This is a genomic window from Massilia putida (genome assembly GCF_001941825.1).
Lineage (GTDB): Bacteria > Pseudomonadota > Gammaproteobacteria > Burkholderiales > Burkholderiaceae_D > Telluria > Telluria putida.
In genome coordinates, this window is record NZ_CP019038.1 from 978,875 (window position 1) to 1,004,996 (window position 26,122).

The window sequence follows — 26,122 nt, forward strand, 5'->3', positions numbered from 1 at the left end:
GTCGGCATGGCGCGGCGGTGAGCAAGGGGATGCTCATCTTACACCGCCGCGCCGGGGGCCGGGTTCAGTGGCCGCCCGGCTCGCCGTGATTGTGGCCTTTATCGCCCCCCTTGTCCGCGCCGTGCGCCGGTGCCGGCGGGGCCGCATGCGGCTGCGGATGCGGCGGCTCGTGCGGTGCCGGAGGCGGTGGCGGATGCGGCGCGGGCGGAGGCGGTGCCTCGTGCGGCGCCGGTTGTGGATGCGGCGCGGGCGGGGGCGCGGCGTGCATCACCGGCTGCGGATGCGGCGCCTCGTGCGGCGCCATCTGCGGATGCGGCGCAGGCGGCGCGGCATGCATCACCGGCTGCGGATGGGGTGCCTCGTGCGGCGCCGGCTGCGGATGCGGTGCCTCGTGCGGCACCGGTTGCGGATGCGGTGCCGGCGGCGGCGCATTCATCGCTGGCTGCGGACGCGTTGCCTCGTGCATCGCCATCTGCGGACGCGGCGCAGGCGGCGGCGCGGCATGCATCGCCGGCTGCGGATGGAGTGCCTCGCGCGGCGCCGGTTGCGGATGCGGTACCGGCGGCGGCGCGGCATTCATCGCTGGCTGCGGACGCGTTGCCTCGTGCATCGCCATCTGCGGATGCGGCCCCGGCTGCGGCGCGGCGTGCACGCCCGGCTGCGGATGTGGCGCCGGCGCAGCCGGGTGCGGTTGCGGAAGCGGCGCGGGAGCGTGCGGCGCCGCGGCGGCGTTCCATTGCGGTGCCTGTGCGCGTACGGCGGCGTCATGCGCCAGCTGCGGTGCGGCGCTGGGATTGTCGCCCGGCCGCGGCGGCGCGCCCGATGCCTGCGCCTGCGTGTGCGCCATCCCGCCTTGCGCGGCGAAACGCGGACCTTGCTGGGGCTGGAATGCCGGCCCGCTCACGCCATGCGGCGCCGCGACGACGGGCGGCGACCCATGCTGCGCGAGGCTCTCCAGCTGACGGGCCGCCTGAGGACGCCCGCCCGGCTGCATCGCCATCGGCACGGCCGGTGCGCCCGGTTGCGACACGAGCGGCGCGGACATCTGCGGCGCGGAATGCGGTCCGCGCGCGCCCGGCGCCATCGCGGGCCCGGCGACTGCCTGCGGCGCCACAGCCGGAGGACCGGCCCGCAGGTCGCGCTGCCCGGGGAGCGGCATCGCACCGTGCACGGCACGCCCCGGCGGTGCAAGCGGCGGCATGACGGGCCGGCCAACTTGCACGACCTGGCGCCCGGCGGGATCGGCGCCCGGCATCGGTCCGCGCGCCGGTTGCGGCGTCACGGGTTTGCCGATGGCCGGCCGCAGCACGCGCAGCGGCGGCACCGGACCATGGGCGGCGAGTTGCGCACCGGGGCCCGCCGGCGCGGGCGTGCCGTGTAAGGCATGCGCGCCCGCGGCGGCACCCGCCAGCGCGAACGCGGCGGGTGGCAGCGCGCGCGTCACGGCCACGCGCTGCACGACGGGCGCCGGCGGCAGCCGGCCGGCGGGCGCCGTGCCGACACGGCTTTCCGGCAGCGGCCGGGCCTGCGGTGCGGCCAGCACGGGCACCGCGCGCGCCACGCCCGGCGGCAGCAACATCGCGGCGCGGCGCGTCGGCGCGGCTTGCGCGAACTGCTGCGCGGGCATCGCCACCATCGCGCCCGGCACGTTGCGGTTCACGTAGCGGATATTGGTGATGTTGTTGATGTTGTTGATGTTGTTGACGATGTTCGTCTGGTTGATCACCGTGTTGGTCACGTTGACCTTCGTGATGTACGTCGGGCTCGCCTGGTACGGCGGCCGGTAAGGCTCGTGCGGCGCGAGCGGGAACCATCCCACGCCCGGGTCCGACCGCCCGCCGAACGTCAGCACCGCGCCGACGAACGCCACCAGCGCGGGCGCGTAGACGGGCCGGGCCTCCACCGGCGCCGGCACCCAGGCCCAGGTGTCCGGCGTGCGCACCCAGCGTCCGTAGTGCGACACGGCGTAGCCGTACGGCTGGTCGTCGATCCAGGTCCAGCCCCACGGATCGACCCACGCCCAGTGTCCGTCGTGGTACGGCGCCCAGTCGCGCGGTGCGCGGTCGGGCACCCACACGGTGCCGTAGTCGGGCATGCTGCGCCAGCTGCCGTAATCGTCGAGGTCCTCCGCGCCGACGACGCCCTGCGGCACGTAGCGGCGCGCGACGGCGCGCTCGTAGCGCCGGTCGCGTCCCAGCGCCCAGCGGTCGAAGTCGTCCGGCGGCATCGGCTGCAACAGCACGTAATTGTTCAGGTCCTGGCCACCGAAGCGGTAGCCCTGCCCCGGCGCGAGCGCGAGCGACGTGCCGTCGCCATACACGTCGCCGGCGCCGCGCAGCACCGTGACATCCGTCGTGCCGCCGTCCGGCGCCACATTGATGCGGTAATCGCCCGGCTGGCGCGCGACGAAGGCGAGATTGGGCGTGTCCACCTCCACCGTTTCGCCGTCCGCGAGGCCGCGCACGTGGAGGTCGATGCGTCCCTGCGACACCTGCAGCTGGGTGGTGCGGTCGTCGGCGCCGAGCACCGTCAGCAAGGTGCCCGCATCCATGCGCGCGATGGCGGACCCGAACTGGGCCTCGTCGCGCGCGCCGGCGTCGGTCCAGAGGCGGTCGCCGGCGACGAGCGGACGGTTGAGCGGCGCCTGCGCCCAGTCGGCGGCGCCGGCGGGCGAAAAGCTGACGGGGCCCGCCAGATAGGCGATGCGGCCAACGCGCGCGGGCGGGTCCTGCGCGAGCGCGGGGAAACTGGCGACGGCCAGCGCGAGGCCGAGGCCCACCGGCCATGAGAAGGTGCGTGCGGTCATGATCGTCTATGAACCAGAAGATGATGACCGATCATAGTCCCGGCGCCTCGCGCGCACGGTACGGTGTCACACCGTGTTACAGAAGTTTCATGTCAGTGCGTCAGGGCCGGATAGGTGAACGCGATGAAGTGGGCCGCGTTCAGTGCGAAGTGGGTGAGGATCGCGCCCTCGATGCGTCCCGACCGCAGGTACGCCGCGGCATTCCCGAGGCCCGCCAAGGTGGCGAACACCACGAGCAGGGGTCCGCCGGGCCAGTGCACGAGGCCGAACAGCACGGTCGACACGACGACGGCGACGGCCGTGCCGTAGCGCCACCGTGCCATGCCGTGCGCCATCCCGCCGAGCAGGAAGCCGCGGAAGAACGCCTCCTCCGTCACGCACGTGATCAAGAGGTTGTTGGCGAGGAACCAGGGCGTCAGCGCCGTCCATTTGACATCCGGCCGCACGACGCCGAGCGCCATCCCCGCGCCGAGCACGACGACGAGCGTCGCCAGCAGCACCGGCAGCGCGCGGCGCAGCATGGGCAGCCAGTCGGCGCGCATGCGGATCGGCGCGCAGAACACGCCCATCAGCACGATGCCGGCGACGGCCTTGTCGAAGTTCGCGTACAGCGTGAACGGGATCGCGCCGGCCGACACCTGCACGTGGTCCGCCAGCACCGGGTTGTAAAAGCCGGGCAGACGGTGCAGCGCCAGCAGCAAGGCAAACACGCCCGTCAGCACGAGCAGCGGGATGCGCAGCCACGCCCGTTCGCTCGTCCCGGCGCCGAACGCCAGCGCGAGGTAGAAGAAGATGGCGGCGAGGCCGCGCCCGTCGAGCACATCGGACGCCTTGCCGACAGCGCAAGCGACGAGCAGCCCCGCCACCCATGCCCAGTCGCGGTTGCCGCGCACGGCCGGCGCGGGGCACCACAGCAGCAGGACGGCCAGCGCCAGCGCGCCGAACGCCGGCGCAACGTGCGGGTCGAGCAGCACGTTCAGTGTCCGCGCTTGTGCATCTGCTTGTGCATGCGGCGCAGGCCGAGCCACACGACGCCCGCCACCACGGGCACCAGCGCGCCCGTGAGCATGTCCGGATTGACCGGCAGGCCGATGCTTTTCAAGCCCTTGCCGGCATACCCGAGCAGGCCCACGACGTAGTACGAGATCGCCGCGACGGACAGGCCCTCCACGGCCTGCTGCAGCCGCAGCTGCTGGGCCGCGCGGCGGTCCATCGATTGCAGGATTTGCCGGTTCTGGTTTTCCTGGACGATGGAAACGCGCGTGCGCAGCAGGTCGTTGACGTTGGCGATGCGGCGCGCCAGCGCTTCCTGGCGCGCGGCCGTCGCGTCGCACGTGTTCATCGCGGGCGTGAGGCGGCGGTCCATGAATTCCTCGACGGTCGGCACGCCTTCGATGCGCGCCTCGCGCAATTCCTCGATGCGCGCCTTCACGAGGCGGTAATACGCTTTCGACGCGGAAAAGCGGTAGCCGTTGTCGAGCGAGAGCTTTTCCAGGCGCGCGGCCAGGCGCGTGATCTGCTCCAGCAGGTCCTGGTCGCCGGCCACCGCTTCGCCGTCGACCATGCGTTCGGCCAGCGTCGCCAGTTCGGCCTCGATGTCGTCCAGCGCGGCGGACACCGTGCGCGCGGCCGGCAGGCCGAGGAGCGCCATCATGCGGTACGTGTCGATCTCCAGCACCCGCTGCGCCAGGCGCCCCGCCTGCTGCGCGCGCATCTCGACGTCGCGCAGCACGAAGCGCGAGAAGCCGTCCGACTGGATCGCGAAATCCGTCCACACCTCCCCGCCCTGCATGACGCGCGAGCCGACCAGGTTGTTGCCTGTGAAGCTTTCCTGCAGCACGGCCGGGTCGGCGGCGCCACGCTCCAGCAGCACGTGGGCGGCGGACATCAGGCGGCCGTGCAGGCTCAGGATCCACGCCTGCGGCAGGTGCGCGAGCGGCATGCGCGCAAAAGCGTCCGCCAGCGACTGGCCGGGCGCGATCTTTTCCGTGAACGTGTAGGTCGCGAACTCCGTGTGGCACTCCCATTTGAGGCGGAAGCGGCCGAAGTCGTGGTAGAAGTGATTGGCCGTCACGTTGGGCGCGGCCACGCCGAAATGCCCGCACAGCGCGGCCAGCAGCGCGTGCTGGTTCGGACCGTGCGCGCTGCGCGAGCCGGACTCGCTGGCGCGGTACACGGCCAGATGGGTGATGGCTTCGGGCGCTTCCAGCCGGAGGAAGGGACGCGAATGGATTTCGGCGGCGAGCGGGATGCGCTGGGCATGGCTCAGGCTCGGATAGGCGGTCGTCATGGTTCGGTTCATCGGCTGTCGGGGTGGTGCCGCGCCCATAGTCGGCATGGCAATATTTCCATTGTACATGCGTATGCACGCGGGCGTGGGCATCGGGGGCCGACCTGGGCTGTTTTGCCACGACGCGATCAGCCCAAATGACCAATTTGGTCCGACCACTTGCAACAATATCGGGACCAAACTAAGATGCGACCTTGGCAATCGCCTCCACATTTTCCTGGACTGCACACAATGAGAAAAATGCCCGCGCCACCCGATGCGATTGCGACCGAACCGCGACTGTATCGCGTGGTGTCGAGCCGGATCGAAGCGCTGATCCGGGAAGAAAACATCAAGCCGGGCGAACGCCTGCCGGCGGAGCGCGACCTCGCGACGAAGCTGGGCGTGTCGCGCACGTCGCTGCGCGAAGCGCTGATCGCGCTCGAACTGGGCGGCGTCGTCGAAGTGCGCGGCGGGTCCGGCGTCTACGTCAGCGAACAGGCGGCGCCCAGATCGGCGCGGCCGGCGGCGGGCCCCGGCCCGTTCGAAGTACTGGCGGCGCGCCGGCTGATCGAGGTCGAAGTCGCGGCGCTGGCCGCGAAGAACGCGACGCCGGCGGCCGTGGACGCGATCCTCGTCGCGGTCGAACAGATGGAGCAGAACCAGGACAACCTGGGCGAGAACGAATCGGCCGACCGCAACTTCCACCTCGCGATCGCGCGCGCGGCCGGCAACAGCGCCCTCGAAGGCGTCATCGAATACCTGTGGAACCAGCGCGGCAGCCTGTGGCACAAGCTGACGGAGCACTTCCAGACCGAGGAACTGCGCCAGCTGACGCTCCTCGACCACCGCGCCATCCTGGCCGCCATCGCCTCGCACGACGTGGCCGGCGCGCGCCAGGCGATGCGCGCGCACCTGGACCGTGTCACGCGCACGTTCTCGCGCGGGTAACGTCATGGACATCTGGGTCGACGCCGACGCCTGCCCGGGCGTCATCAAGGACATCCTGTTCCGCGTGGCCGACCGCCTGCAGATCAACGTCACGTTGGTCGCCAACCAGTTGATCCGCGTGCCCGGCTCGCGCTTCATCCGCGCGCTGCAAGTGCCGGCCGGCGCGGACGCGGCCGACGCCGAAATCGTCGCGCGCGTGCAGGCCGGCGACATCGTCGTGACCGGCGACATTCCCCTCGCCGCCCTCGTGCTGGACAAAGGCGGATTGCCGCTCAATCCGCGCGGCGAGTGGTACACGAAGGACACCATCGCGCAGCAGCTCACGATGCGCGCGTTCATGGAAGAATTGCGCGGCAGCGGCGTCGATACGGGCGGGCCGGCGGCGTTCAGCCAGGCCGACCGGCAGCGGTTCGCGAATGCGCTGGATCGCGAACTGGCGCGCGCAAGGAATCGGCCTGGGCTTCGTTAGGGTCTCGTCAATTTGTTCGCCCTCCCCGCGCAGGCGGCGAGCCAGGTCAAGTTGCGCGCGCTGTCGCAGGGCCTGCCGAGATCGGGTTCCAGCCTTCGCGGGAACGATGGTCCGGAAACCGTCGCTCAAACCCGGCGCGACCGGTTGTAAGCCGTTGCCCGCAGAATGGGCCAGGCGAAAAGTGCGCGGATTTTCACCGGCGGGCATACCTGGGCGGCGTCGCGCGCAGGTTCGCGGTACGTCTCAGCACGGCTTTTCCGCTCACGCTACGACGTTTACCCCAACACTGTTACATTTCGATGCATTTCTTCTTGGAAATTAATTGCCGTACGGATATATTTAGGGTTCCCCGGCAGCGCGCTGCTGCCCAGCCACAGGAGAACCCATGAGCACCACCAACGATTCGACCGTCAACGCGTTTTACGTTGCCTTCTACGGCCGTCCGGCCGACCCTGCTGGCCTGGCGTACTGGTCGCAGCAGCTCGCCCAGGCGGGCGGCGACCTCAGCGCCATCAAGGAAGCGTTCGCCAACTCGCAGGAAGCCACCGTCCGCTTCAGCTCGACCACCGCGTCCGACCGCATTACCGAAATCTACCAGCAGCTGTTCAACCGCGCCCCGGATGCCGCCGGCCTGTCTTACTGGGTTGACGCCGTGAGCAAGGGCCACGCGAGCATGGCCGACGTGGCGATCAACGTACTGCAGGGTGCACTCGGCAGCGACGCGTCCCTGGTCGACCTGCGCCAGAAGGCGGCGGCGGAATTCACCGCGCATGTGGCCGCGACAGGCACCTCGTACGACGGCTATGAGGCCATCCAGGCCGGCCAGCTGCTGGTCAAGTCCGTCAACTCGACCACCACCGGCACGGACATCGACAACATGGTCGCCGCCGCCAGCAGCCTGGCAAGCACCGCCAAGGACGCGCCGAGCGTGATCGACTCGCTGGCCGGCAGCGGTACTTCGCTTGCCGACCTGGCCGACACGTCGCAGGGCAAGGCCGATCCGGTCACGCTGCTGCAGGCACTGGCCGAGGCGGCCAAGCACGGCGCAACCGACCCGGCCAGCATGGCGCAGCTGCTGCGTGGCGCCGGCATGGGCCAGGTGCTCAAGACCATGCCGCCGGGGACCAGCCTGCCTGACCTGATCAAGGCGCTGGACAGCGGCGGCATGCCGGCCGCCACCGACCTGGTTTACCGTGGCCATGCGCCGCAGGGTGGTGATACCACCGCGCCGACGGTCAAGTCGATTGCGTATGGCGACAACGACGGCAGCCTTGCCGTTGGCGACAAGGTGACCTTCAGCGTGAAGTTCAGCGAAGCGGTCCAGGTCAAGGGCGAGCCGCACCTGCTGTTGAATAACGAAGGCGTGGCGCATTACGTCAGCGGCAGCGGCACCGATACCCTGGTGTTCAGCTACACGGTGGGCGACGACGACCAGAACACCACCGACCTGGCAACCTCCGCCTCGCACGCGCTGGGCGGCTCGATCCGCGACCTGGCCGGCAACGCGCTGGTCGCCACCGGAGCCGATAACGTCAACCCGGACGGCAAGCTGGCCGTGGTGGCCCACCCGGCCACGACCGGCGGCAACACGTCGGGCAGCACGCTGACGATTGTCGCCGACGCTGCAGGTTTGCACATCTCCGGCGTGAACTCCGGCGACATCAGCCTGGTCGATCCGGTCACCAAGACCGCGACGCACGTCGGCACCATCAGCGCTGGTCAGGCGACGCTGGGCGAACAGGCCCAAGTGGTGAGCGGCACCGTGTCGGTGACCACCTCGGCCGCCTCGACCGGCACCGCCGGCACCACCGGCACCGGAACCACCGTGACCGACAGCAGCGGCACTGTCTACACGCTGGGCACGGCATCCGGCGATACCGTCAGCGGTACCCACGTCTGGGGCTTCGGCGGCAATGACACCATCACCGGCACCACCGGCGCCGACACGATCTCGGGCGGCGCGGGCGCGGACCACATCGACCTGGGCGTTGACAAAGTCGTCGACGTGCTCCTGTACGGCAAGGGCGACACGGATACGCATGTCTTCACCGACGGCGGTTCGATCTCGGCCATGGACGTGATCGTCAACGCGGGCCTGAACGACGTCATCCGGGTGGCCGCAGGCACCTTCACCGGCACCGCGGCCGGTCACACGACGTACCTCGCGAACGCGACCGCCAACAACTACGCCATCGTCCAGGGTTCGGACGCCGGCGGCGTGTTCAAGGCCGGCACGGCAACGACCAGCGACGACTACATGATCCAGTGGTCGGACGGCACCTCCGTCAACAGCATCGTGGTCGAGAATTTTGGCCCGACCGCCCCGACGCTGCATGTCGATCCGACCACCGGCACGATCACGCTGGCGGCGACCGCCGCCGTCGCCGTGGTGGGTACCGCTGCGCCGGTGCACGGTTAATCCTGAATGCGTGCCCGGCAGCCGCTGCCGGGTGACCCGAACCCCGGCGCCGCAATGGCCCGGGGCTTTGTTGCGCTCCAGCCTGCACAGCGCCAAGCATGACAGCAGCACGGCCTTGCGGATACCCGCGTAAGTCGCCCGCCACGTCTCGCCATGGTGGCCTGAGACGTTGACGTACAAGTATCGCGGCGTTCTGCTGAGACAAAAGCGGAGTTGAGCTGCTTGATAACGGCAGCAACTGATCTGTCGATATCGTCGTCCGAATATTTGAATTCCCGCAAATTGTCACAGCCGATGCCTGGGCCGGACGAGTGTGCCGCTTTCCCTGCCCGGAACGCGTAAAAACGACAAGACCGGCCACTTGCCCGCGTTTAACCTTGCGTGACGCTTGCAACGACAACAGCACACATGAAAAAGATCGCGATCATCGATTCCCATACAGGCGGCGAGCCGACCCGGCTCATCGTCGACGGTGGTCCGGACCTGGGCGACGGGCCCTTGTCCGGACGGCTGGCGCGCATGCGCGACGAGTACGACCACATCCGCACGGGCACCGTCTGCGAACCGCGCGGGTCAAGCGTCCTCGTGGGTGCGCTGCTGTGCGAACCCCATGCGCCAGGGTGCGTTGCGGGCGTTATCTTTTTCAACAACGTCGGCTATCTGGGCATGTGCGGACACGGCACCATCGGCCTGATCGTGTCGCTGGCCCATCTGGGACGCATCGCTGCCGGCCGGCACCGCATCGACACGCCCGTCGGCGTCGTGACGGCCGAACTGCATGCCGACGGTTCCGTCAGCATCGAGAACGTCGCGGCATACCGCGCGCACAAAGACGTCGCCGTCGCCGTCGACGGTTACGGCACCGTGCGGGGCGACGTCGCGTGGGGCGGCAACTGGTTCTTCCTCGTCGAGCGCCACGGCTTCGACGTCGACCCGTCCAATCTCCCCGCGCTGACGGCGTTCGCGGAAGCCGTCATGGCGGCCCTGCGCGCGCAGTGCATCACCGGGACGGGGGGCGCGGTCATCGATCACGTGGAGTTGTTTGCCGAGTCGGAGTCGGCGGACAGCCGGAACTTCGTGCTCTGCCCCGGCAAGGCGTACGACCGCTCGCCCTGCGGCACCGGAACCAGCGCGAAACTGGCTTGCCTCGCGGACGACGGCAAGCTGGCGGAAGGCGCCGTCTGGCGCCAGGAAAGCGTCATCGGCAGCGTGTTCGAAGGTAGCTACCGGCGCGACGGCGACGGCATCGTGCCCACGATCCGCGGCACCGCCTGGGTCAGCGGCGAGGCCACGCTGCTGTTCGACGACACCGATCCGTTCGCATGGGGCATCCCGGGCGGGGCCTAGCCTCATGCGCTTTTCTTGACGTGCAGGCCGTATTCGGTCGGGCTCATCCCCACGTACGATTTGAACTGGCGGCTGAAGGCGCTGTGGTCCGTGTAGCCGCATTCATACGCGATCTCCGCGATCTTCGCCGCCGGGTCCTGCTCGATGAGCGTGCGCGCGGCGGACAGCCGGCATTGCACGAGCAGCTGGCGCGGCGAGTGCTGGAACACTTTCTGGAACAGCCGCTCCACCCGCGACAATGACAAGCCCGCCTCGTCCGCCAGCGCCTTGAGCGAGATGTTTTCCCGATAATTCTCGCTGATGTGCTGCGCGATCCGCGCGATCTGGCGGTAGGCGGGATGCAGGTCGTCGAGCAGGCCGAGATCCTGCGACGTGCCGATCAGGCCGACCACCTCGCCGCCCTTGCCGAACAGCGGCATCTTCTTCGTGATGCACCACCCGCGGCTGCGGCCCGGATAGATGTGCAGTTCCAGCTGCTTGTCGATGGGCGTACCCTGGTCGATGACCAGCCGGTCCTGCGCCAGATAGGTTTCCGCCAGCGCGCGCGGGAAGAGTTCCAGCGCGGTTTTCCCCAGCACGTCCTTCTTGTGCCGAACTCCGCAGCGCCGCACCATCGTGCGATTGATGCTGAGATAGCGGCCGTCGCGGTCCTTGACGAAAAACGCGACGTCGTTCAGCGCGTCGAAGATCGCCTCGACGGCTTCCATGCCGATAGTGTCGAATGCCCGGACAGTTGATGCGTCAATCATGATTTCCTCCGGACGGAGAATATAGGCCTGTTCCGCCGGCATGGCAAACGGCGCCCCGGCATTGTGCCGATTTCGGCCTGCCGGCCGCCAGCTTCACGCAAGACCTCGTCCCCGATACGGCCTAGCATGGATGCTTTCAATCGCCGCGCGCAAAGGAGACAGACAATATGTGGCAAGGTGTTCTTCCCGCCGTCACCACCAAGTTCAAGGATGACGGTTCGCTGGACCATGACGAAATGCTCCGATGCTTCGAGCTCCAGATGGACGCCGGCGTCGACGGCCTCATCGCCTGCGGCTCGCTGGGCGAAGGCCCGATGTTGTCGCACGACGAACGCATCGAAGTCTTTAAACTGTGCAAGCAGGTGAGCGGCACCAAGCCGGCGCTGCTGACCGTGGCCGAAGCGGCGACGCGCGATGCGTGCGCGCTGGCCAAAAAGGCCGCGCAAGCCGGTGCCGACGGCCTGATGGTCGTGCCCAGCACGATCTATCACACGGACCCGCGCGAGACGGTGGCCACGCTGACAGCCATCGCGGAGGCGGCCGACCTGCCGATCATGATCTATTCGAACCGCCTCGCCTACCGTGTCGACGTGACGATCGAGATCATGGAAGAACTGGCCGGCGATGCGCGTTTCGTCGCCGTGAAGGAATCGTCGGACGACATCCGCCGCAGCATCGACATCATCAACCGTTTCGGCGACCGCTTCGACCTGCTGACGGGCGTGGACAACCTCGCGTTCGAAGCGCTCACCGTCGGCGCGGTCGGCTGGGTGGCCGGCGTGGGCCTCGCGTTCCCCAGGGAGACGGTCGCCATCTACCGCCTCGTGCAGGCCAAGCGCTACGACGAAGCACTGGCCATCTACCGCTGGTTCCGGCCGCTGCTCGATCTGGACGTGTCGACCTACCTGGTCCAGAACATCAAGCTGGCCGAGACGCTGGTCATCGGCTCGAACGAGCGCGTGCGCGCACCGCGCCTGCCGCTCGCCGGGGAGCGCCGCGCGGAAGTCGAACAGACGATCCGCACCGCCCTCGCCTGCCGTCCCGCGCTGCCCGCCCTCGCGTGAAACAGCCGGACGCGATCGTCGTCGGCGCCGGCATCGTCGGCGCCGCCTGTGCCGTGGAATTGCAGGCGCGCGGGCTGGCCGTGCTGCTCGTCGACGCGCGCCATCCCGGCGCGGGCGTCACGTCAGCCGGCATGGGGCACCTCGTCGCGCTCGACGAGACGGACGATGAACTCGACCTGTGCCTGCTGTCGCTCGGCCGCTGGGACCATTATCTGTCCACGCAGGCCGGCCTGGCGGAACACGTCCGCTGCGGCACGCTGTGGGTCGCGGAAGACGACGGGCAGATGGCCCACGCGCTGGCCCGCGCGGAACGCCTCAGCCGGCGCGGATGGCAGGCGGACGCGCTGTCCGGCGCGGACCTGGCCCGGGCGGAACCCGCGCTGCGCGCCGGGCTGGCGGGCGGCGTACGGGTCGCGCGGGACGGCGTGGTGTACCCGCCCGCCGTCGCGCGCGACCTGGCGGCACGCCTCGTCGGGCTCGGGGGGCAGGCGATGTTCGGCGCGGCGGTCGAGCGTATCGATGCCGGCACCGTCACGCTGGCATCCGGCGAGCGCCTCGCCGCCGGCGCCGTCGTCATCGCGGCGGGCAACGCCGTCCCGCATCTGCTGCCCGACGTCCCCGTGTTCCCGCGCAAGGGCCACCTCGCCATCACCGCCCGCTATCCGCGCCGCCTGTCGCACCAGGTGGTCAGCATGGGATACGGCCAGACGGAAGCGGGCAGCGATGCGCTGGCCGTGGCCGCGAACGTCCAGCCCCGCATCACGGGCCAATGGCTGATCGGGTCGTGTCGCCAGGACGGGATCCTTGATACGGACGTCGATCCGCGCGTGCTCGCGCACGTGCTGCGCTCGGCCATCGCGCTCTTGCCCTGCCTCGCCGACATGACGATCATCCGCAGCTGGACCGGCCTGCGTCCCGCCACGCGCGACGGACGTCCCGTCATCGGGCGCCATCCGGGGCTGGACCGCGTCTGGCTCGCCGCCGGCCACGAAGGCCTGGGCGTGACGACGGCGTTCGGCACCGCGCAACTGCTGGCCGACCTGATGCTGGAGCGCCCGCCCGCCATCGACGCCGGCCCTTATTCACCCTCGAGGTTCGCCTATGCTCACGCCTGACTCCATCCGCAATGTGACCGTCGACGGCGTCGCGGTCGCCGTTTCCGCAGGCAGCACGATGGTCGCGGCCATCGCGGCGTCCGGCTCGCTGTGCACGCGCCGGTCCGTCACGGGCCAGCGCCGGTTCGCGTTCTGCGGCATCGGCCAGTGCCAGGAATGCCGCGTGACGATCGACGGTGCCGTCCACCGGCTCGCCTGCCGGACCCTGTGCCGGGACGGCATGACCATCGTAACGGGAGACGAATCGTGAAGCCGGCCAAACTGCTGCACATCGTGGGAAGCGGCCCGGCTGGCCTGGCCGCCGCACAGACGGCGCTGGACGCCGGCGCCCGTGTCTGCCTCATCGACGACAACCCGGCGCCGGGCGGCCAGATCTGGCGCGGCGGGCCGGCCGCCTGGCTTGAGCCGCGCGCGGTCCGCATGTGGCGGACGCTGCACGGCCACCCGAATTTCACGCACATGCAGGGTGCCCAGGTCATCGGCTGCGTCGACGCGAACACGCTGTTGCTGGAGACCGGCTACCAGGGCAAGACCGTCGCCTTCGAGCGCCTCGTGATCTGCGCCGGCGCGCGCGAACTGAGTCTGCCGTTTCCCGGCTGGACGCTCCCCGGCGTCACGGGCGCGGGCGGCCTGCAGGCGCTGATCAAGGGCGGCATGCCGGTGCGGGACCGGGCCGTCGTCGTCGCCGGTACCGGCCCGCTGCTGCTGGCGGCGGCGCTGACGGCGCTGCAGGCGGGCGCGCACGTGTCCGCCATCGTCGAGTATCAGCGGTGGCCGCGGTTGTCGACATTCGGCCTCGGGCTGCTGGCGCGGCACAGGGCCAAGCTGTGGCAGGCCGTGTCGCTGTTCGCGGCGCTGCGCGCGATTCCCTACCGGACGGGCGCGCGGATCGTCGCCGCGCGGGGAGACGCGCAGGTGCACGCGCAGGGATACGCGCAGGGACACGATATACTGCGCGACGTCGTCGTCGCGACGTGCGCCGGCGAGACGACGTACCCCTGCGACTTCCTGGGCGCCGGTTTCGGCCTCGTCCCGAACACGGACCTCGCCCGCGCGCTGCGCTGCGAGACGGCCGACGGCGCGGTCGTCGTCGATGGCGCGCAAAGAACGAGCCGCGAGGACATCTGGGCCGCCGGCGAATGCACCGGCATCGGCGGCGTGGACAAGGCGGTGGCCGAGGGCAGGCTCGCGGCCCTCGCCGCGCTGGACCTGCGTCCGTCCGCGCGCGACCTGCCCAGGCTCCGCGCATCGCGGGCTTTCGCCGCGCTGCTCGACCGCACGTTCGCGCCCGACGACGCCCTGAAAGCGATGTGCCGGCCCGAGACGATCGTCTGCCGCTGCGAGGACGTCTCGGCGGCCAGCCTGCTGCCGCACCGCGACTGGCGCGAAGCGAAGCTGGCGACCCGCGTCGGCATGGGCGCCTGCCAGGGCAAGACCTGCGGCCCGGCGTGCGGCTTCCTGTTCGGCTGGACGCAGCCGGAGGCCCGGATACCGATTCAACCCGCCAGCGCGCGGGCCCTATCGCAGATCGAATGAACGAAGGAGAACCATGACTATCGGTGGAAAGACCAAACAGGCGGCGCTGGACGCGCTGTCCGACATGACGGCCGGCGCGCAGCCCATCCAGCTTCCCGAGCACCGCGCCCGCATCGAACGCGTCCGGGCCTTCATGGCGGAACAAGGCATCGCCGCCCTCTATCTGAATGCGGGCAGCAACCTGACGTACTTCACGGGCACGAAGTGGAACCCCAGCGAACGCATGGTGGGCGCCGTCCTGCCGGCGCGGGGCGACCTGGTGTACATCGCGCCCGCGTTCGAGGAAAACACGATCCGCAATTTCATGCTGGTCGAAGGCGACATCGCCTGCTGGGACGAGCACGAGCAGCCCGCCGTCCTGTTGCGCGCCGTGCTGGAGCGGCTCGGCGTCGACGCCGGCGCGACGCTCGCCATCGACGAGAGCACGCCGCTGTTCCTGTTCGACGCCATCCGCGCCGCGACGCCGGGCTATGTCTTGCAGAACGCGCATCCGGTTTGCTCCCATTGCCGCGCGCGCAAATCCGATGCGGAGATCGCGCTGATCCAGCGCGCGATGGACATGACGATGGCCGTGCACGTGGCGGCGGCGTCCATTCTGTACGAGGGCATCACGACGTCGGAGGTGGAGGAATTCATCCACCTCGCGCACCGCAAGGTCGGGGCGAGCGGCTCTTATTTCTGCATCGTGCTGTTCGGCGAGGCGTCGTCGTATCCGCATGGCGTCAACTACGTGCAGACGCTCAAACCGGGCGATACGGTGCTGATCGACACCGGCTGCAAGGTCCACAACTACATCTCGGACATCACCCGCACCTATGCGTTCGGCGAACTGTCCGAACGCCAGCGCGTCGTCTGGAACGCGGAAAAGGCGGCGCAGCGCGCGGCGTTCGAGGCCGCCCAGCTGGGCGTGCCGTGCGAAGACGTCGACAAGGCCGCGCGCCGTTCGCTCGAAGCCAACGGTTTCGGGCCGGGCTACAAGCTGCCCGGCCTCCCGCACCGGACGGGCCACGGCATCGGCCTCGACATCCACGAGGGCCCGTACCTGGTCGGTGGCGAACGCCGCCCGCTCGAACCGGGCATGTGCTTTTCGAACGAACCGATGATCGTCGTGCCGGGCGAATTCGGCATCCGCCTCGAAGACCATTTCTATATGACGACGACCGGGCCGAAGTGGTTCACGCAGCCGGCGGCGAGCCTGGAGAACCCGTTCGCGGCGGCATGACCGTCCGCAGGAAGGCGTCCGTAGCCTCCACCGTGGGGGCCAGCCACGGATCGAACAGCCAGAAGCTGTGCGGCGTGTCCGGCACGGGCACGACCCGGCTGGCCACGCCAAGGGCCCGCATCTTCGCGACCATCTCTTCCCGTCCCAGGCTGAAACGCCGCTGCGCGCTGACGATGAAAAGCGTCGGCGGCGTACTAGGCGCCACATGGAACAGCGGCGACGCGTCGCGCCACAGGGCGGGTTGCTGCGCATACCGGCCGCCGAACCAGGCGCCCGCCGCCGACGGCTGCTTGGCCGGGTCGTCCTCGTATTTGCGCGCCTCCTCCGACGTGAAATCGGACAGGCCGTCGATGTTCACGATCGCCTGCACCTTGGAGGGCACCGCGCCGGGCGCGCCGTCCGGATCGAAACGCGCCTCGTCGTTCGTCACACCCGTCAACGCCGCGATCTGGCCCCCGGCCGAGCCGCCCGCGATGGCGATGCGGTCCGGATCGATGCCGTAATCCGCCGCGTGCGCGCGCACCCAGCGCACGGCCGCCTTGGCGTCGTGGATGGCTGCCGGATACGGCGCTTCCGGCGACAGGCGGTAATCGATGGTGGCGGCCACATAATCCCTTTCGGCCATCCGGATGGCCATCGGCGCGAAATTGGCACGGACGCCCGTGCGCCAGCCACCGCCGTGCACGAACACGATGGCCGGGTGCGGCGGCGTACCGCGGTCCGCCGGCATATACAGATCGAGCTTGAGGTCATGCGCGCCGCGCCGTACGTACGCGATGTCCCTGACGGCGCGCACCGATGCGGGCACGGTGCTGCCGGCAATGCGGATGAACGGATACTTGGGCGCCAGCTTGGCATACGTGGTCGCCGCCGTGTAACTCTCGGGCGCCGGCCCCTTCGCCTGCTGCCCCGCGCATGCCGCGAGCGCCATCGCCGCGCCCGCCCACCACCACATCCTCGCCATCATCGCGCCCGCCTCCGTTTCGTCGGACCAGTATGGCACGGAACGCCACATCGCGGCTAGTCCACCTTGCAAAAGTGGCCAGACCAACCTAGAATGGTCCGACCAGATAAGAACGGCCCGGCCGCCAGGCACGTGGACCGTCCATCCGATAAGAACGACTGGAGACTACGTTGCAACCGCCAACCAGATTGCTTGCCATCCTGGCCGCCGTCGCGTGCCTGGCCGCGCCCGCGCACGCGGACGGGACCTACCGCAACCCCGACAACAAGAATCCCGGCGACCCCGGCGAGGGCACGTATCCGGTGCCGTACAAGAAGCCCGTCGCGGCGGAGATCGCGGCGTCGCTGCAGCGCATCCGCGGGTATATCGACAGCCAGACGCCGACCCGCATCGTGCACAAGGCCGGCGGCGCCCCCGTCGCCGACTTGCGCGAGCCGGTGGTCGACGCCGTGGTCGAGACGAAGGACGCGGACTTCGGCCTGCAGGCCTATGAGATGGGCGTCGTGCACGCGGGCCTGATCAAGGCCGCCGCCGTCACCGGTGACAAGAGCTACACCGCGCTCACCGAACGCCACTTCCGGTTCTTCGCCGACCGCCTGCCGTACTTCCGCGCCCAGGAGCAGCGCTTCCACCTGGAACGCGCCAACAGCTTCGCCCACTTCCTCGATCCGCGCGCGCTCGACGACGCCGGCGCCATGTGCGCCGCGATGATGCGCGCGCGCAGTCAAGGCATCGGTCCGGACCTCGCCGGCCCGATCCGCGTGTGTGGCGACTGGGTCGCCAGGCGCCAGTTCCGCCTGCCCGACGGCACCCTCGCGCGCCAGCGCCCGCAAGCCGTGTCTCTGTGGGCCGACGATATGTATATGGGGATTCCCGCGCTGGCGGAGCTGGGCCGCATGACGGGCAACCGTGCCTACTTCGACGACGCGGTGAGGAACGTCCTGCAGATGACCGGTTATCTGTTCGATCCGCAGACGAATCTGTACACACACGGCTGGAACGCGAACAACCCGGACGCGCCGCGCTTCTACTGGGCGCGCGCGAACGGGTGGGCGGTGCTGTCCATGTCCGACGTGCTCGACGTGCTGCCCAAGGACCATCCGGGCTATCCGAAAGTGCTGGCGCAATTGAAGAAGACCTTGCGCGGCATCGCCGAACGCCAGTCCGGCGCCGGCTTGTGGCACCAGATGATCGACCGCGACGATTCCTACCTCGAGACGTCCGCCAGCGCCATGTTCGTCTACGTGCTGGCGCACGCCGTCAACGAGGGGTGGATCAGCCCGACCACGTACGGCTCGATCGCGCAGGCCGGCTGGAACGCGCTGTCCGCCCGCATCGACGCGCAAGGCCGCGTGGAGGGCACCTGCGTGGGCACGACGTTCGCGAGCGACCAGGTCTATTACTACAACCGCCCCACGAGCACCGCCGCGCTGCACGGCTACGGTCCGATGCTGCTGGCCGGCGCCGAGATGATCCGCCTGTTGAACAACCCGGCGTTCGAGATCCAGTACCGCGTCCGCACCTACCACTACGTGCCCAAGGACGGCGGCCAGACCAGCTACCGCGAACATCCTTGAATCCTCCCACGATGGAAACGCCCACCATGCAAGCGAAAACCCTGTTATGCGCGGCTAGCGTCCTGCTGTGCGCGAACGCCGGCGCGTGCGACCGCCTCACCGTCACCGCGCGCCACGACCTCGACGCGGCGCGCCCGTCGGAAACGATCGCCGTCCCGTGGAAGGATGTCAACGCCGCGCTGCCCGGCGCGCTGATCCAGCATCTCGTCGTGAAGGACGCCGCCGGCCATGTGCTGCCCTACCAGGTGACGAACGTCGCGCCGCAGGCGAAGGATCCGGACGGGGTCGGCATCGCATACGGCGAACTGCTGTTCCAGCACGACTTCGCGCCCGGCGAAAAGACGGCGACGTTCGTCGTCGAAAAGAGCGACGCGCTCACGCCGCCGTTCGCGCCCAAGGCGTTCGCGCGCTACGTTCCCGAACGCCTCGACGATTTCGCGTGGGAGAACGACGTCATCGGCCACCGCACCTACGGCCCCGCCCTCGCCGCGCCGGCACCCGCGGGCAGCGGCAAGGAGGTGCTGGAGACGAGCGGCCTCGATATCTGGTTCAAGCGCGTGGATTATCCGATCGTCGACCGCTGGTACAACAAGGGCCACGACCACTACCACAAGGACGAGGGCGAAGGCATGGACATGTACAACGTCGGCCACTCGCGCGGGGCCGGCGGCACGGGCGTGTGGGATGGCGCGCGCCTGTACACGAGCGGGAATTACGCCGGCTGGAAGGTGCTGGCCAACGGCCCGGTGCGCGCCGTGTTCGAACTCACCTACGACGCCTGGGATGCCGCCGGCGTCAAAGTCACGGAAGTGAAGCGCTTCACCGTCGACGCCGGCCACCAGCTGGACCGGATCGACAGCACCTTCACCTTCGCCGGCCCGTCCGCGCTGACGGTGGCCGTGGGCCTGAACAAGACGCCGGCGGACAAGAAGCAGGAAGCGCGCATCGCGCTCGTGCGCGATGGCGCCGATCATGCGCTGCTGCAATGGGTCGAGCAGGCGACGAACGGCGCGTTCGGCGCGGCGATCATCGTGCCCACCGCCAGCGGCTATGCGGAGGACGCGCTGAACGACCTCGTCCTGGCCAAGGTGGAATCGGGCAAGCTGCTCCGCTACTGGGTCGGCGCCGCGTGGGACCGCGCGGGCCGCATCACGTCGAAATCGGCGTGGCAGGCCTATGTCGCGGCCGAAGCCCGGCGCATCGCACACCCGGTGCAGATCACCCTCGCCGCCGGCGCGAACTGATGCCCGTCCATCGGGCGTGTTGAATTCCCAACACATTATCCCGCAAATGTGGTCTGACCACATTGATATTGCGGTCAGACCACTTTAGAATGATCCCACCAACGGGCCCCACGCAAAGTACGTGCGGGTTCAACCTCGCCAGGCTTGGTTTTGCAAGAAGCACACATCGGCGCCACATCGCCCCGTGGATGCCGAAACGTCATCGATAAAAAACAGGAGACAGCTTCATGAAACACCCCCGCAGCATCCCGCCCCGTCCAACCTCCCGCCAATTCGTTCTGTCCTCGATCGCGCTCGCCGTGCTGAGCCTCGCCCAGCAGGCGCAGGCGCAGCAGGCGGACGCGCCGATGCAGCGCGTCGAGGTCACCGGCTCCAGCATCAAGCGCCTCGCCGCCGAGGAAGCCCTGCCCGTCACGACGATCAAGGCCGACGAACTGGTCAAGCAAGGCATGACCACGCTGGCCGACGTCATGATGGCGCTGCCCCAATCGGCATCGCTGCAGCCGTCGAACGCCGGCTCCGGCACGAACATCAACCTGCGCGGCCTCGGCGTGAACCGCACCCTCGTGCTGCTGAACGGCCGCCGCCTCGCCAACGAGGCCATCGCCGACGGCTACGCCAACCTCGACACCATCCCGATCAGCGCCCTGCAGCGCGTCGAGGTGCTGCGCGACGGCGCCTCGTCGATCTACGGCTCGGACGCCATCGGCGGCGTCGTCAACTTCATCACCAAGCGCGAAGTCGAGGGCGGCAACGTCACCGTGCAGCTGGTGCATCCGCAGCGCCGCGGCGGCGGCGACGAGCAGCGCATCCAGGCCACCTTCGGCAAGGGCAACCTGGAACGCGACAGCTGGAACGTCTACGGCACCGTCGACTTCCACCAGCGCAGCCGCCTGCTGCTGTCCGACCGCGCCGGCTTCGTCCCGGACGCGGCCGCGATGACGGCCATCGGCCTGCCGCCGGGCGCGGCCAGCGGCGGTTACGCGACGCCGGCCAACTTCACCAGCGCCGCCAACAAGAATGCCGCGAACCCGTACTATGCGAGCGGCTGCCTGAGCCCGTATTCGATCCAGGGCGCAAAGAACACCTGCGTGCTGAACAACGACACGTACGGCACGGCGCTGTACCCGAACAAGCAGCTGACGATGTACGCCAAGGTGACGAGGAAGATCGACGCCGACAACACGGTCACCGTGGAATACACGCGCGGCGACGAATCGATCTTCGCGTCCAAGACCCCGACGCAGGCGCTGGCCGTCGGCGCGCGCACCCCGATCCTGCCGTCGACCAGCAAGTGGTACCCGGGCAAGAGCGGCGGCGTGCCGGCCGTGCCGGGCATCACCAACCAGCCGCTGACCGTGAGCTGGGCCGTGGCCGACTTCGGCCCGGCCGTCACGCGCGACAACCAGATCAACCAGCGCCTGCTGCTGTCCGCGGACGGCCACCTGGGCAACTGGGATTACAAGGCCGGCATGAGCTATGGCCTGTCGCTGCGCAAGGGCTATTACAAGTCCGGCTATTTCTCGGGCATCGGCTTGATCAACGGCCTGGCGAACGGCGTGCTGAACCCGTTCGGCCTGCAGGACCAGGCCGGCCGCGACTACCTCGAATCGATCGCCGCCGACGGCATGCAGAACCGCAGTTCGAAGAGCGCCTACTACGGCTTCGACGGCACCGTCAGCCGCTCGCTCATGGCGCTGGCCGGCGGCGACCTCGCGTTCGCGCTCGGCGCCGACCTGCACCGCGACACCAACGAAGACACGAAGCTGGCGCAGGCCGCCGACATCACGTACGCCAAGAGCGTGCCCGCGCACGGCGAAAGCGCGCGCAACGTGGCCGGCATCTACACCGAGATCGACGCGCCCGTCACCAAGACCCTGGACCTGAACGGCGCCCTGCGCATCGACAAGTACAGCGACGTCGGCTCGACCGTCACGCCGAAGATCAGCTTCCGCTGGCAGCCGACCAAGACCATCATGTTCCGCGGCTCCGCCAACACCGGCTTCCGCGCGCCGACCTTGTTCGACCGCTACGGCTACCGCACCACCGTCGCCAACACGACGACGGCCGCGCGCTGGGACGACCCGGTCCTGTGCCCGGGGCCGACGCCGGCGATCCCCGGCACCGGCACGGCCGTCGCCGGCGCCAACGCGGCCGACGTCTGCAACGCGAAGCTGAACAAGCTGACGGGCTCCAACAACGCGCTGCAGCCGGAACGCTCGAAAGGCGGCACGCTGGGCGTCGTGTTCGAACCGAGCCGTTCGTTCACCGCGTCGTTCGACTACTGGCAGGTCAACATGAAGGACATGCTGGCCAACCCGCCGGAAAACGTCTACTTCACGAACTACGCCGACTACAAGAACCTGTTCGTGCGTAACCCCGACGGCTCGCTCGCCTACATCAACAACACGACGATGAACCTGGGCGGCCAGATCGCCGGCGGCGTCGACGTGTCGGCCAACTGGGAGATCGCGCGCAACACCTACGGCACGTTCGGCGCGGCCATCGACGGCACCTACCTGACGCACTTCGACAACCAGCTCGTGCCGAACGGCCCGTGGATGTCGAACGTCGGCCAGTTCGGCTGGGCCAGCAACGGCACCACGTCGAGCTTCCCGATCATCACCTTCCGCTGGAAGCACAACCTGCGCCTGACGTGGCAGAGCGGCGACTACTCGGCCCAGCTGACCAACAACTTCAACAGCCACTATCGCGACGCCAACACGGCCGTCACGTCGCAGTACTACCGCGATATCCCGTCGTACTCGACGTGGAACCTGACCGGGTCGGTCCGCGTGCAGAAGCAGGTCCGCATCACGGCCGGCGTGACGAACCTGTTCGACAAGGCCCCGCCGATCACCAACAACACGATCTACAGCAGCGGTTACCTGAGCAGCGTGGCGAATCCGACGGGCCGCACCTGGAACCTGCGCGTCAGCTACGATTTCGACTGATCGCCGCACGCGGCGCATCCGGTCCGCCGGATGCGCCCTTTCCAACGAGAGGAGAACGATGCTCATTCAACGTATCGCATTGGCCGCGCTCGTGCTGGCCGGCCACGCCAGCGCCGCCGAGGCGCCGATCCGCGTCATCCTCGTCGGCGATTCGACGATGGCCACGAAGAGCGGCTACGGCGACGCCCTGTGCGCGCGCTTCACACCCGACGTCACGTGCGTGAACCTCGCGCGCGGCGGCCGCAGCACCGGCAGCTTCCGGGCAGAGGGCCGCTGGGACGAGGTCGAGCGCATGCTCAAGAACGGCGCCGGTTTCAAGGCCACCTATGTCCTCGTGCAGTTCGGGCACAACGACCAGCCGGGCAAACCGGGACGCTCGACGGACCTCGTCACCCAGTTCCCCGCCAACATGGCGCGTTATGCGCAGGAGACGCGCGCACTCGGTGGTGTGCCGGTGCTGGTGACGCCGCTCGCGCGCCGCACGTTCAAGGGCACTTATCTCGCCAACGACCTCGCGCCCTGGGCCGAGGCCACGCGCCGCGCGGCCGCGCAGGAACACGCCGTGCTGCTCGACCTGAACAAGGACAGCGTGGCCGCCGTCCAGGCCATGGGCCAGGACGAAGCGGACACGCTGGCCGTCGTCCCGCGTCCGGCCGGCTACGGCCTCCCCGCCGATCCGAACAAGACCGAGCCGGCCGGCGCCGCCAGGTCGGCGTTCGACCGCACACACCTCGGCGCCAAGGGCGCCGAGTTCTTCGCGCGCATGGTCGAGCGGGAACTGGTGGCCGCGCGGCCCGAGACGGCGCCTTACTTCAAGGACGGGGGCAAGCCTTGAAGCGGATCGTCGTGCTCGCGTGCGCGCTCGCCGGCGCGGGCGCATACGCGCAGGACAGCCGCACCGTGCGCGAGCCCGTCGTGCCGCCCGCGTGCGCGGTGCTGATCGGAGACACCACCCTCGCCGGCCGCGACGACGCGGCGCGCATCCAGGCCGCCATCGACAAGTGCGCGCCCGGCCACGCCGTCGTCCTCGCGGCCAGCAACGACAGCCGCAGCTTCGTTTCCGGTCCGCTGCAGCTGCGCGACGGCGTGACCTTGCTCGTCGACCGCGGCGCGACACTCTACGCCAGCACCGACCCGCGCCTGTTCGACCGCGGCGCCGGCACCTGCGGCACGAACGACGCCTCGGGCCGGGGCTGCCGTCCGTTCATCGCGCTCGACCACGTGCGCGGCGCCGGCATCATGGGCTTTGGCACCATCGACGGCCAGGGCGGACAGCCCATCCTCGGCAAGAGCGAGACGTGGTGGCAGATCGCGCGCCGCGCGCAAAAGGAAAAGAGCCGGCAAAACGTGCCGCGCCTGATCCAGGCCGACCAGGCCCGTGACGTCACGCTGTACCGCATCCGGCTTACGAACTCGCCGAACTTCCACGTCACGCTGAACGACGTCGACGGTTTCACGGCGTGGGGCGTCGTCATCGACACACCGCACGACGCGCGCAACACGGACGGCATCGACCCGATTTCGTCGCGCAACGTGACCATTGCCCACAGCATCATCCGCACGGGTGACGACAACGTCGCCATCAAGGCCGGCAACCTCGGCCCGACGGAAAACGTGAGTATCCTGCACAACCGTTTCTACAGTGGCCACGGCATGTCGATCGGCAGCGAGACGAACGGCGGCGTGCACAAGGTACTCGTCGACGACCTCACGATGGACGGCACCACGTCGGGCTTGCGCATCAAGAGCAACGACATGCGCGGCGGCCGCGTCGACGGCATCGTCTACCGCGACGTCTGCCTGCGCGGCATCCGCTCGCCCATCGAGATCACGACGCACTACGAGCAACCCGCGCAGCCGGGCAAGCTCGTGCCCGACTATGCCGGCATCCGCATGGAACGGGTGCGCAGCACGACGCCGGGCCGGATCCTGCTGCAGGGCTACGACGACGCGCATCCGCTCGTGCTGGCATTGCAGGACGTGTCCGTCGCCGCCGGGTCGGACATCAGACAGGAATATGCACGCGTTGACGGTGCGTTCGGCACGGCCGCCGATTGCGCCGGCCGCTTCCCGCCGTTCCCCGAGCCGGCCATGCGCGATCCACGCCCGCGACTGACGGCCGAACAGGCCCGCGCGTACGATTACCGCGAGGTGCTCAAGTATGTGGGGCCGGTCGGCAATGAAAGGGTCGAGCCGTGGGATCCGCTGGCCGATCCGCTCGCGACGAAGGCCGACCTGCCAGCCGACTACACCGTCGCCACGGACGGCACGGCCACATTTGCCACCGTGCAGGCCGCCGTCGACCGTGCCGTGGCGGCGGGCGGCACGCGGCGCGTCGTCATCCGCATCGCGCCCGGCACCTACCGTGAACTGGTCTACGTGCTGCCCGGCGCGCCGCCGATCACGCTGGTCGGCGCCGGCAACGATCCGCAGGCCGTGCGCATCAGCGCGTCGCTGGACGCGTCGACGACGGGCGCCGCCTACCGCAGCCGCTACGCCGCCGAATTCGAGCACGCGGCGCCGGGCGTGCGCGCCATGTACGACGCGCTGAAGGACCTGCCCGCGCTGCAGACGACGGGTTCCGCGACCGTGTGGGTGCGTGCGGACGGCTTCCAGGCCCGCAACCTGACCATCGAGAACGCGTACAACCGCGACGGCGCCGTGACGCATCCCGAGTGCGGCGGCGACAACTGCCCCGACACGACAGGCGGCAGCCGCGTGCACCACCAGGCCGTCGCACTGCGCGTGGATGGCGCGGACAAGGTGCAATTCGAGCGCGTGCGGCTGCTCGGCCTGCAGGACACGCTGTTCCTCAGCTCGAAGGACGGCAGCGCGACGGTGCGGAGCTTCTTCCACGATACGCACATCGAGGGCGACGTCGACTTCATCTTCGGCGACACGATCGCCGTCTTCAAGGATTGCGACATCCACGCGGTCAAAGGGCGCTCGGCATCGTACGTGGCGGCGCCGGACACGAACCGCCGCGCGAAATATGGCTTCGTGTTCGACGGCTGCCGTTTCACGAGCGACGCGCCGGGCCAGGCACGCACCCGGTTCTACTTCGCCCGCCAATGGTTTCATAACGAGCGCTGCACGCCGTACGGTTTCATCCCGGTCGACGGCTACACGTGCAAACCGGGCGATGTCGATGTCTACAAGGCGCCGCAAGGCACGATCCGCAAGCGCACGCTGGAGACCGTCGGCAAGGCCGTGATCCTCCGTTCGCGCATCGGGCCCCATTTCGAGAAGACGACGCCGTGGTCGGAATGGAACCGCAACGGCACGCTGGCGCACCGCCCGGCGCAATTCAGTTCCGACGATTACTGGGACAACCTGGCCGGCACGGCCTTCGATCCGGCGACGACGCTGGGCGACGGTCCCCGCCCGGTCCCCGCCGACATCTATCTCGGCGAATACGACAACACCATTGAATGAC

Annotated in this window: 19 protein-coding genes; 14 read left to right on the plus strand and 5 right to left on the minus strand. The window is 69.1% G+C overall.

All coding sequences use genetic code 11. The features are described 5' to 3' along the window. Nucleotides 1-64 precede the first annotated feature (64 nt). The 3 genes from BVG12_RS06665 to BVG12_RS06675 all read right to left on the minus strand — a co-directional run bounded on the left by BVG12_RS06665 (nucleotide 65) and on the right by BVG12_RS06675 (nucleotide 5,096). Entirely contained in the window at nucleotides 65-2,806 is a 2,742-nt protein-coding gene (locus BVG12_RS06665) for a FecR family protein (RefSeq protein ID WP_075791744.1), read from the minus strand. 92 nt (nucleotides 2,807-2,898) lie between these two features. Next, nucleotides 2,899-3,780 carry a CPBP family intramembrane glutamic endopeptidase gene (locus BVG12_RS06670; RefSeq protein WP_083684684.1) on the minus strand — a complete coding sequence of 294 codons (882 nt, stop codon included), beginning with the start codon at nucleotides 3,778-3,780 and terminating at the stop codon, nucleotides 2,899-2,901. A 2-nt stretch (nucleotides 3,781-3,782) separates the two neighbouring features. Beyond that, nucleotides 3,783-5,096 carry a DUF3422 family protein gene (locus BVG12_RS06675; RefSeq protein WP_075791745.1) on the minus strand — a complete coding sequence of 438 codons (1,314 nt, stop codon included), beginning with the start codon at nucleotides 5,094-5,096 and terminating at the stop codon, nucleotides 3,783-3,785. Nucleotides 5,097-5,327: 231 nt separating this feature from the next. On the opposite strand from BVG12_RS06675, the gene BVG12_RS06680 reads away from it, so the two are divergent. From BVG12_RS06680 to BVG12_RS06695, 4 genes are all read left to right on the plus strand, one after another. Continuing rightward, nucleotides 5,328-6,026 carry a FadR/GntR family transcriptional regulator gene (locus tag BVG12_RS06680; RefSeq protein ID WP_075791746.1) on the plus strand — a complete coding sequence of 233 codons (699 nt, stop codon included), beginning with the start codon at nucleotides 5,328-5,330 and terminating at the stop codon, nucleotides 6,024-6,026. A gap of 4 nt (nucleotides 6,027-6,030) precedes the next feature. Beyond that, the gene (locus BVG12_RS06685; protein WP_075791747.1) at nucleotides 6,031-6,495 is read left to right on the plus strand and encodes a YaiI/YqxD family protein; all 465 of its coding nucleotides are present in this window, start codon (nucleotides 6,031-6,033) and stop codon (nucleotides 6,493-6,495) included. A 385-nt stretch (nucleotides 6,496-6,880) separates the two neighbouring features. After that, nucleotides 6,881-8,914, plus strand: a complete 2,034-nt coding sequence (locus tag BVG12_RS06690; protein WP_075791748.1) for a DUF4214 domain-containing protein — start codon at nucleotides 6,881-6,883, stop codon at nucleotides 8,912-8,914. A gap of 408 nt (nucleotides 8,915-9,322) precedes the next feature. Further along, nucleotides 9,323-10,261: a 4-hydroxyproline epimerase gene (locus BVG12_RS06695; protein WP_075791749.1), complete on the plus strand. Its 939-nt coding sequence runs from the start codon at nucleotides 9,323-9,325 to the stop codon at nucleotides 10,259-10,261. Between the two features lie 2 nt (nucleotides 10,262-10,263). On the opposite strand, the gene BVG12_RS06700 is transcribed toward BVG12_RS06695, so the two are convergent. Beyond that, nucleotides 10,264-11,010 (minus strand): AraC family transcriptional regulator, encoded by a 747-nt coding sequence (locus BVG12_RS06700; RefSeq protein ID WP_075796237.1) that lies wholly within the window; start codon nucleotides 11,008-11,010, stop codon nucleotides 10,264-10,266. A 167-nt stretch (nucleotides 11,011-11,177) separates the two neighbouring features. On the opposite strand from BVG12_RS06700, the gene BVG12_RS06705 reads away from it, so the two are divergent. The 5 genes from BVG12_RS06705 to BVG12_RS06725 are packed head-to-tail and all read left to right on the plus strand — an operon-like array spanning nucleotide 11,178 to nucleotide 15,947. Continuing rightward, nucleotides 11,178-12,074, plus strand: coding sequence for a dihydrodipicolinate synthase family protein (locus BVG12_RS06705; protein ID WP_075791750.1), 897 nt, complete (start codon nucleotides 11,178-11,180; stop codon nucleotides 12,072-12,074). Next, nucleotides 12,071-13,189 (plus strand): NAD(P)/FAD-dependent oxidoreductase, encoded by a 1,119-nt coding sequence (locus BVG12_RS06710; protein ID WP_075791751.1) that lies wholly within the window; start codon nucleotides 12,071-12,073, stop codon nucleotides 13,187-13,189. Before BVG12_RS06705 ends, BVG12_RS06710 begins: the two co-directional genes overlap by 4 nt. Further along, nucleotides 13,176-13,439 carry a 2Fe-2S iron-sulfur cluster-binding protein gene (locus BVG12_RS06715; RefSeq protein WP_179966255.1) on the plus strand — a complete coding sequence of 88 codons (264 nt, stop codon included), beginning with the start codon at nucleotides 13,176-13,178 and terminating at the stop codon, nucleotides 13,437-13,439. The genes BVG12_RS06710 and BVG12_RS06715 overlap by 14 nt, the downstream gene beginning before the upstream one ends. After that, a complete protein-coding gene (locus BVG12_RS06720; protein WP_075791752.1) occupies nucleotides 13,436-14,725 on the plus strand; it encodes an FAD-dependent oxidoreductase in 1,290 nt (429 codons plus the stop codon). Before BVG12_RS06715 ends, BVG12_RS06720 begins: the two co-directional genes overlap by 4 nt. A 13-nt stretch (nucleotides 14,726-14,738) precedes the next feature. Continuing rightward, nucleotides 14,739-15,947 carry a M24 family metallopeptidase gene (locus BVG12_RS06725; protein ID WP_075791753.1) on the plus strand — a complete coding sequence of 403 codons (1,209 nt, stop codon included), beginning with the start codon at nucleotides 14,739-14,741 and terminating at the stop codon, nucleotides 15,945-15,947. On the opposite strand, the gene BVG12_RS06730 is transcribed toward BVG12_RS06725, so the two are convergent. After that, nucleotides 15,901-16,962, minus strand: coding sequence for an alpha/beta hydrolase (locus BVG12_RS06730; protein WP_229503825.1), 1,062 nt, complete (start codon nucleotides 16,960-16,962; stop codon nucleotides 15,901-15,903). The two genes, BVG12_RS06725 and BVG12_RS06730, sit on opposite strands and share 47 nt — an antisense overlap. Before the next feature lie 119 nt (nucleotides 16,963-17,081). Between BVG12_RS06730 and BVG12_RS06735 the strand changes: the two genes are divergently transcribed. From BVG12_RS06735 to BVG12_RS06755, 5 genes are all read left to right on the plus strand, one after another. Then, nucleotides 17,082-18,488 carry a glycoside hydrolase family 88/105 protein gene (locus tag BVG12_RS06735; protein WP_075791754.1) on the plus strand — a complete coding sequence of 469 codons (1,407 nt, stop codon included), beginning with the start codon at nucleotides 17,082-17,084 and terminating at the stop codon, nucleotides 18,486-18,488. A 26-nt stretch (nucleotides 18,489-18,514) separates the two neighbouring features. Beyond that, nucleotides 18,515-19,732 (plus strand): BT3233 family polysaccharide utilization protein, encoded by a 1,218-nt coding sequence (locus tag BVG12_RS06740; RefSeq protein WP_075791755.1) that lies wholly within the window; start codon nucleotides 18,515-18,517, stop codon nucleotides 19,730-19,732. A gap of 227 nt (nucleotides 19,733-19,959) precedes the next feature. Next, nucleotides 19,960-22,686, plus strand: coding sequence for a TonB-dependent receptor (locus BVG12_RS06745; protein ID WP_075791756.1), 2,727 nt, complete (start codon nucleotides 19,960-19,962; stop codon nucleotides 22,684-22,686). A 58-nt stretch (nucleotides 22,687-22,744) separates the two neighbouring features. After that, a complete protein-coding gene (locus tag BVG12_RS06750) occupies nucleotides 22,745-23,521 on the plus strand; it encodes a rhamnogalacturonan acetylesterase (protein WP_075791757.1) in 777 nt (258 codons plus the stop codon). Further along, nucleotides 23,518-26,121 carry a pectinesterase family protein gene (locus BVG12_RS06755; RefSeq protein ID WP_075791758.1) on the plus strand — a complete coding sequence of 868 codons (2,604 nt, stop codon included), beginning with the start codon at nucleotides 23,518-23,520 and terminating at the stop codon, nucleotides 26,119-26,121. The genes BVG12_RS06750 and BVG12_RS06755 overlap by 4 nt, the downstream gene beginning before the upstream one ends. The last annotated feature ends 1 nt before the right edge of the window (nucleotide 26,122 follow it).

Bases quoted from the DNA above. Each gene is read 5' to 3' on its own strand.
- BVG12_RS06665 (WP_075791744.1), bottom strand. From the start codon at position 2,806: ATGACCGCACGCACCTTCTCATGGCCGGTGGGCCTCGGCCTCGCGCTG.
- BVG12_RS06675 (WP_075791745.1), bottom strand. From the start codon at position 5,096: ATGACGACCGCCTATCCGAGCCTGAGCCATGCCCAGCGCATCCCGCTC.
- BVG12_RS06680 (WP_075791746.1), top strand. From the start codon at position 5,328: ATGAGAAAAATGCCCGCGCCACCCGATGCGATTGCGACCGAACCGCGA.
- BVG12_RS06685 (WP_075791747.1), top strand. From the start codon at position 6,031: ATGGACATCTGGGTCGACGCCGACGCCTGCCCGGGCGTCATCAAGGAC.
- BVG12_RS06690 (WP_075791748.1), top strand. From the start codon at position 6,881: ATGAGCACCACCAACGATTCGACCGTCAACGCGTTTTACGTTGCCTTC.
- BVG12_RS06695 (WP_075791749.1), top strand. From the start codon at position 9,323: ATGAAAAAGATCGCGATCATCGATTCCCATACAGGCGGCGAGCCGACC.
- BVG12_RS06700 (WP_075796237.1), bottom strand. From the start codon at position 11,010: ATGATTGACGCATCAACTGTCCGGGCATTCGACACTATCGGCATGGAA.
- BVG12_RS06705 (WP_075791750.1), top strand. From the start codon at position 11,178: ATGTGGCAAGGTGTTCTTCCCGCCGTCACCACCAAGTTCAAGGATGAC.
- BVG12_RS06715 (WP_179966255.1), top strand. From the start codon at position 13,176: ATGCTCACGCCTGACTCCATCCGCAATGTGACCGTCGACGGCGTCGCG.
- BVG12_RS06725 (WP_075791753.1), top strand. From the start codon at position 14,739: ATGACTATCGGTGGAAAGACCAAACAGGCGGCGCTGGACGCGCTGTCC.
- BVG12_RS06730 (WP_229503825.1), bottom strand. From the start codon at position 16,962: ATGTGGCGTTCCGTGCCATACTGGTCCGACGAAACGGAGGCGGGCGCG.
- BVG12_RS06740 (WP_075791755.1), top strand. From the start codon at position 18,515: ATGCAAGCGAAAACCCTGTTATGCGCGGCTAGCGTCCTGCTGTGCGCG.
- BVG12_RS06745 (WP_075791756.1), top strand. From the start codon at position 19,960: ATGAAACACCCCCGCAGCATCCCGCCCCGTCCAACCTCCCGCCAATTC.
- BVG12_RS06750 (WP_075791757.1), top strand. From the start codon at position 22,745: ATGCTCATTCAACGTATCGCATTGGCCGCGCTCGTGCTGGCCGGCCAC.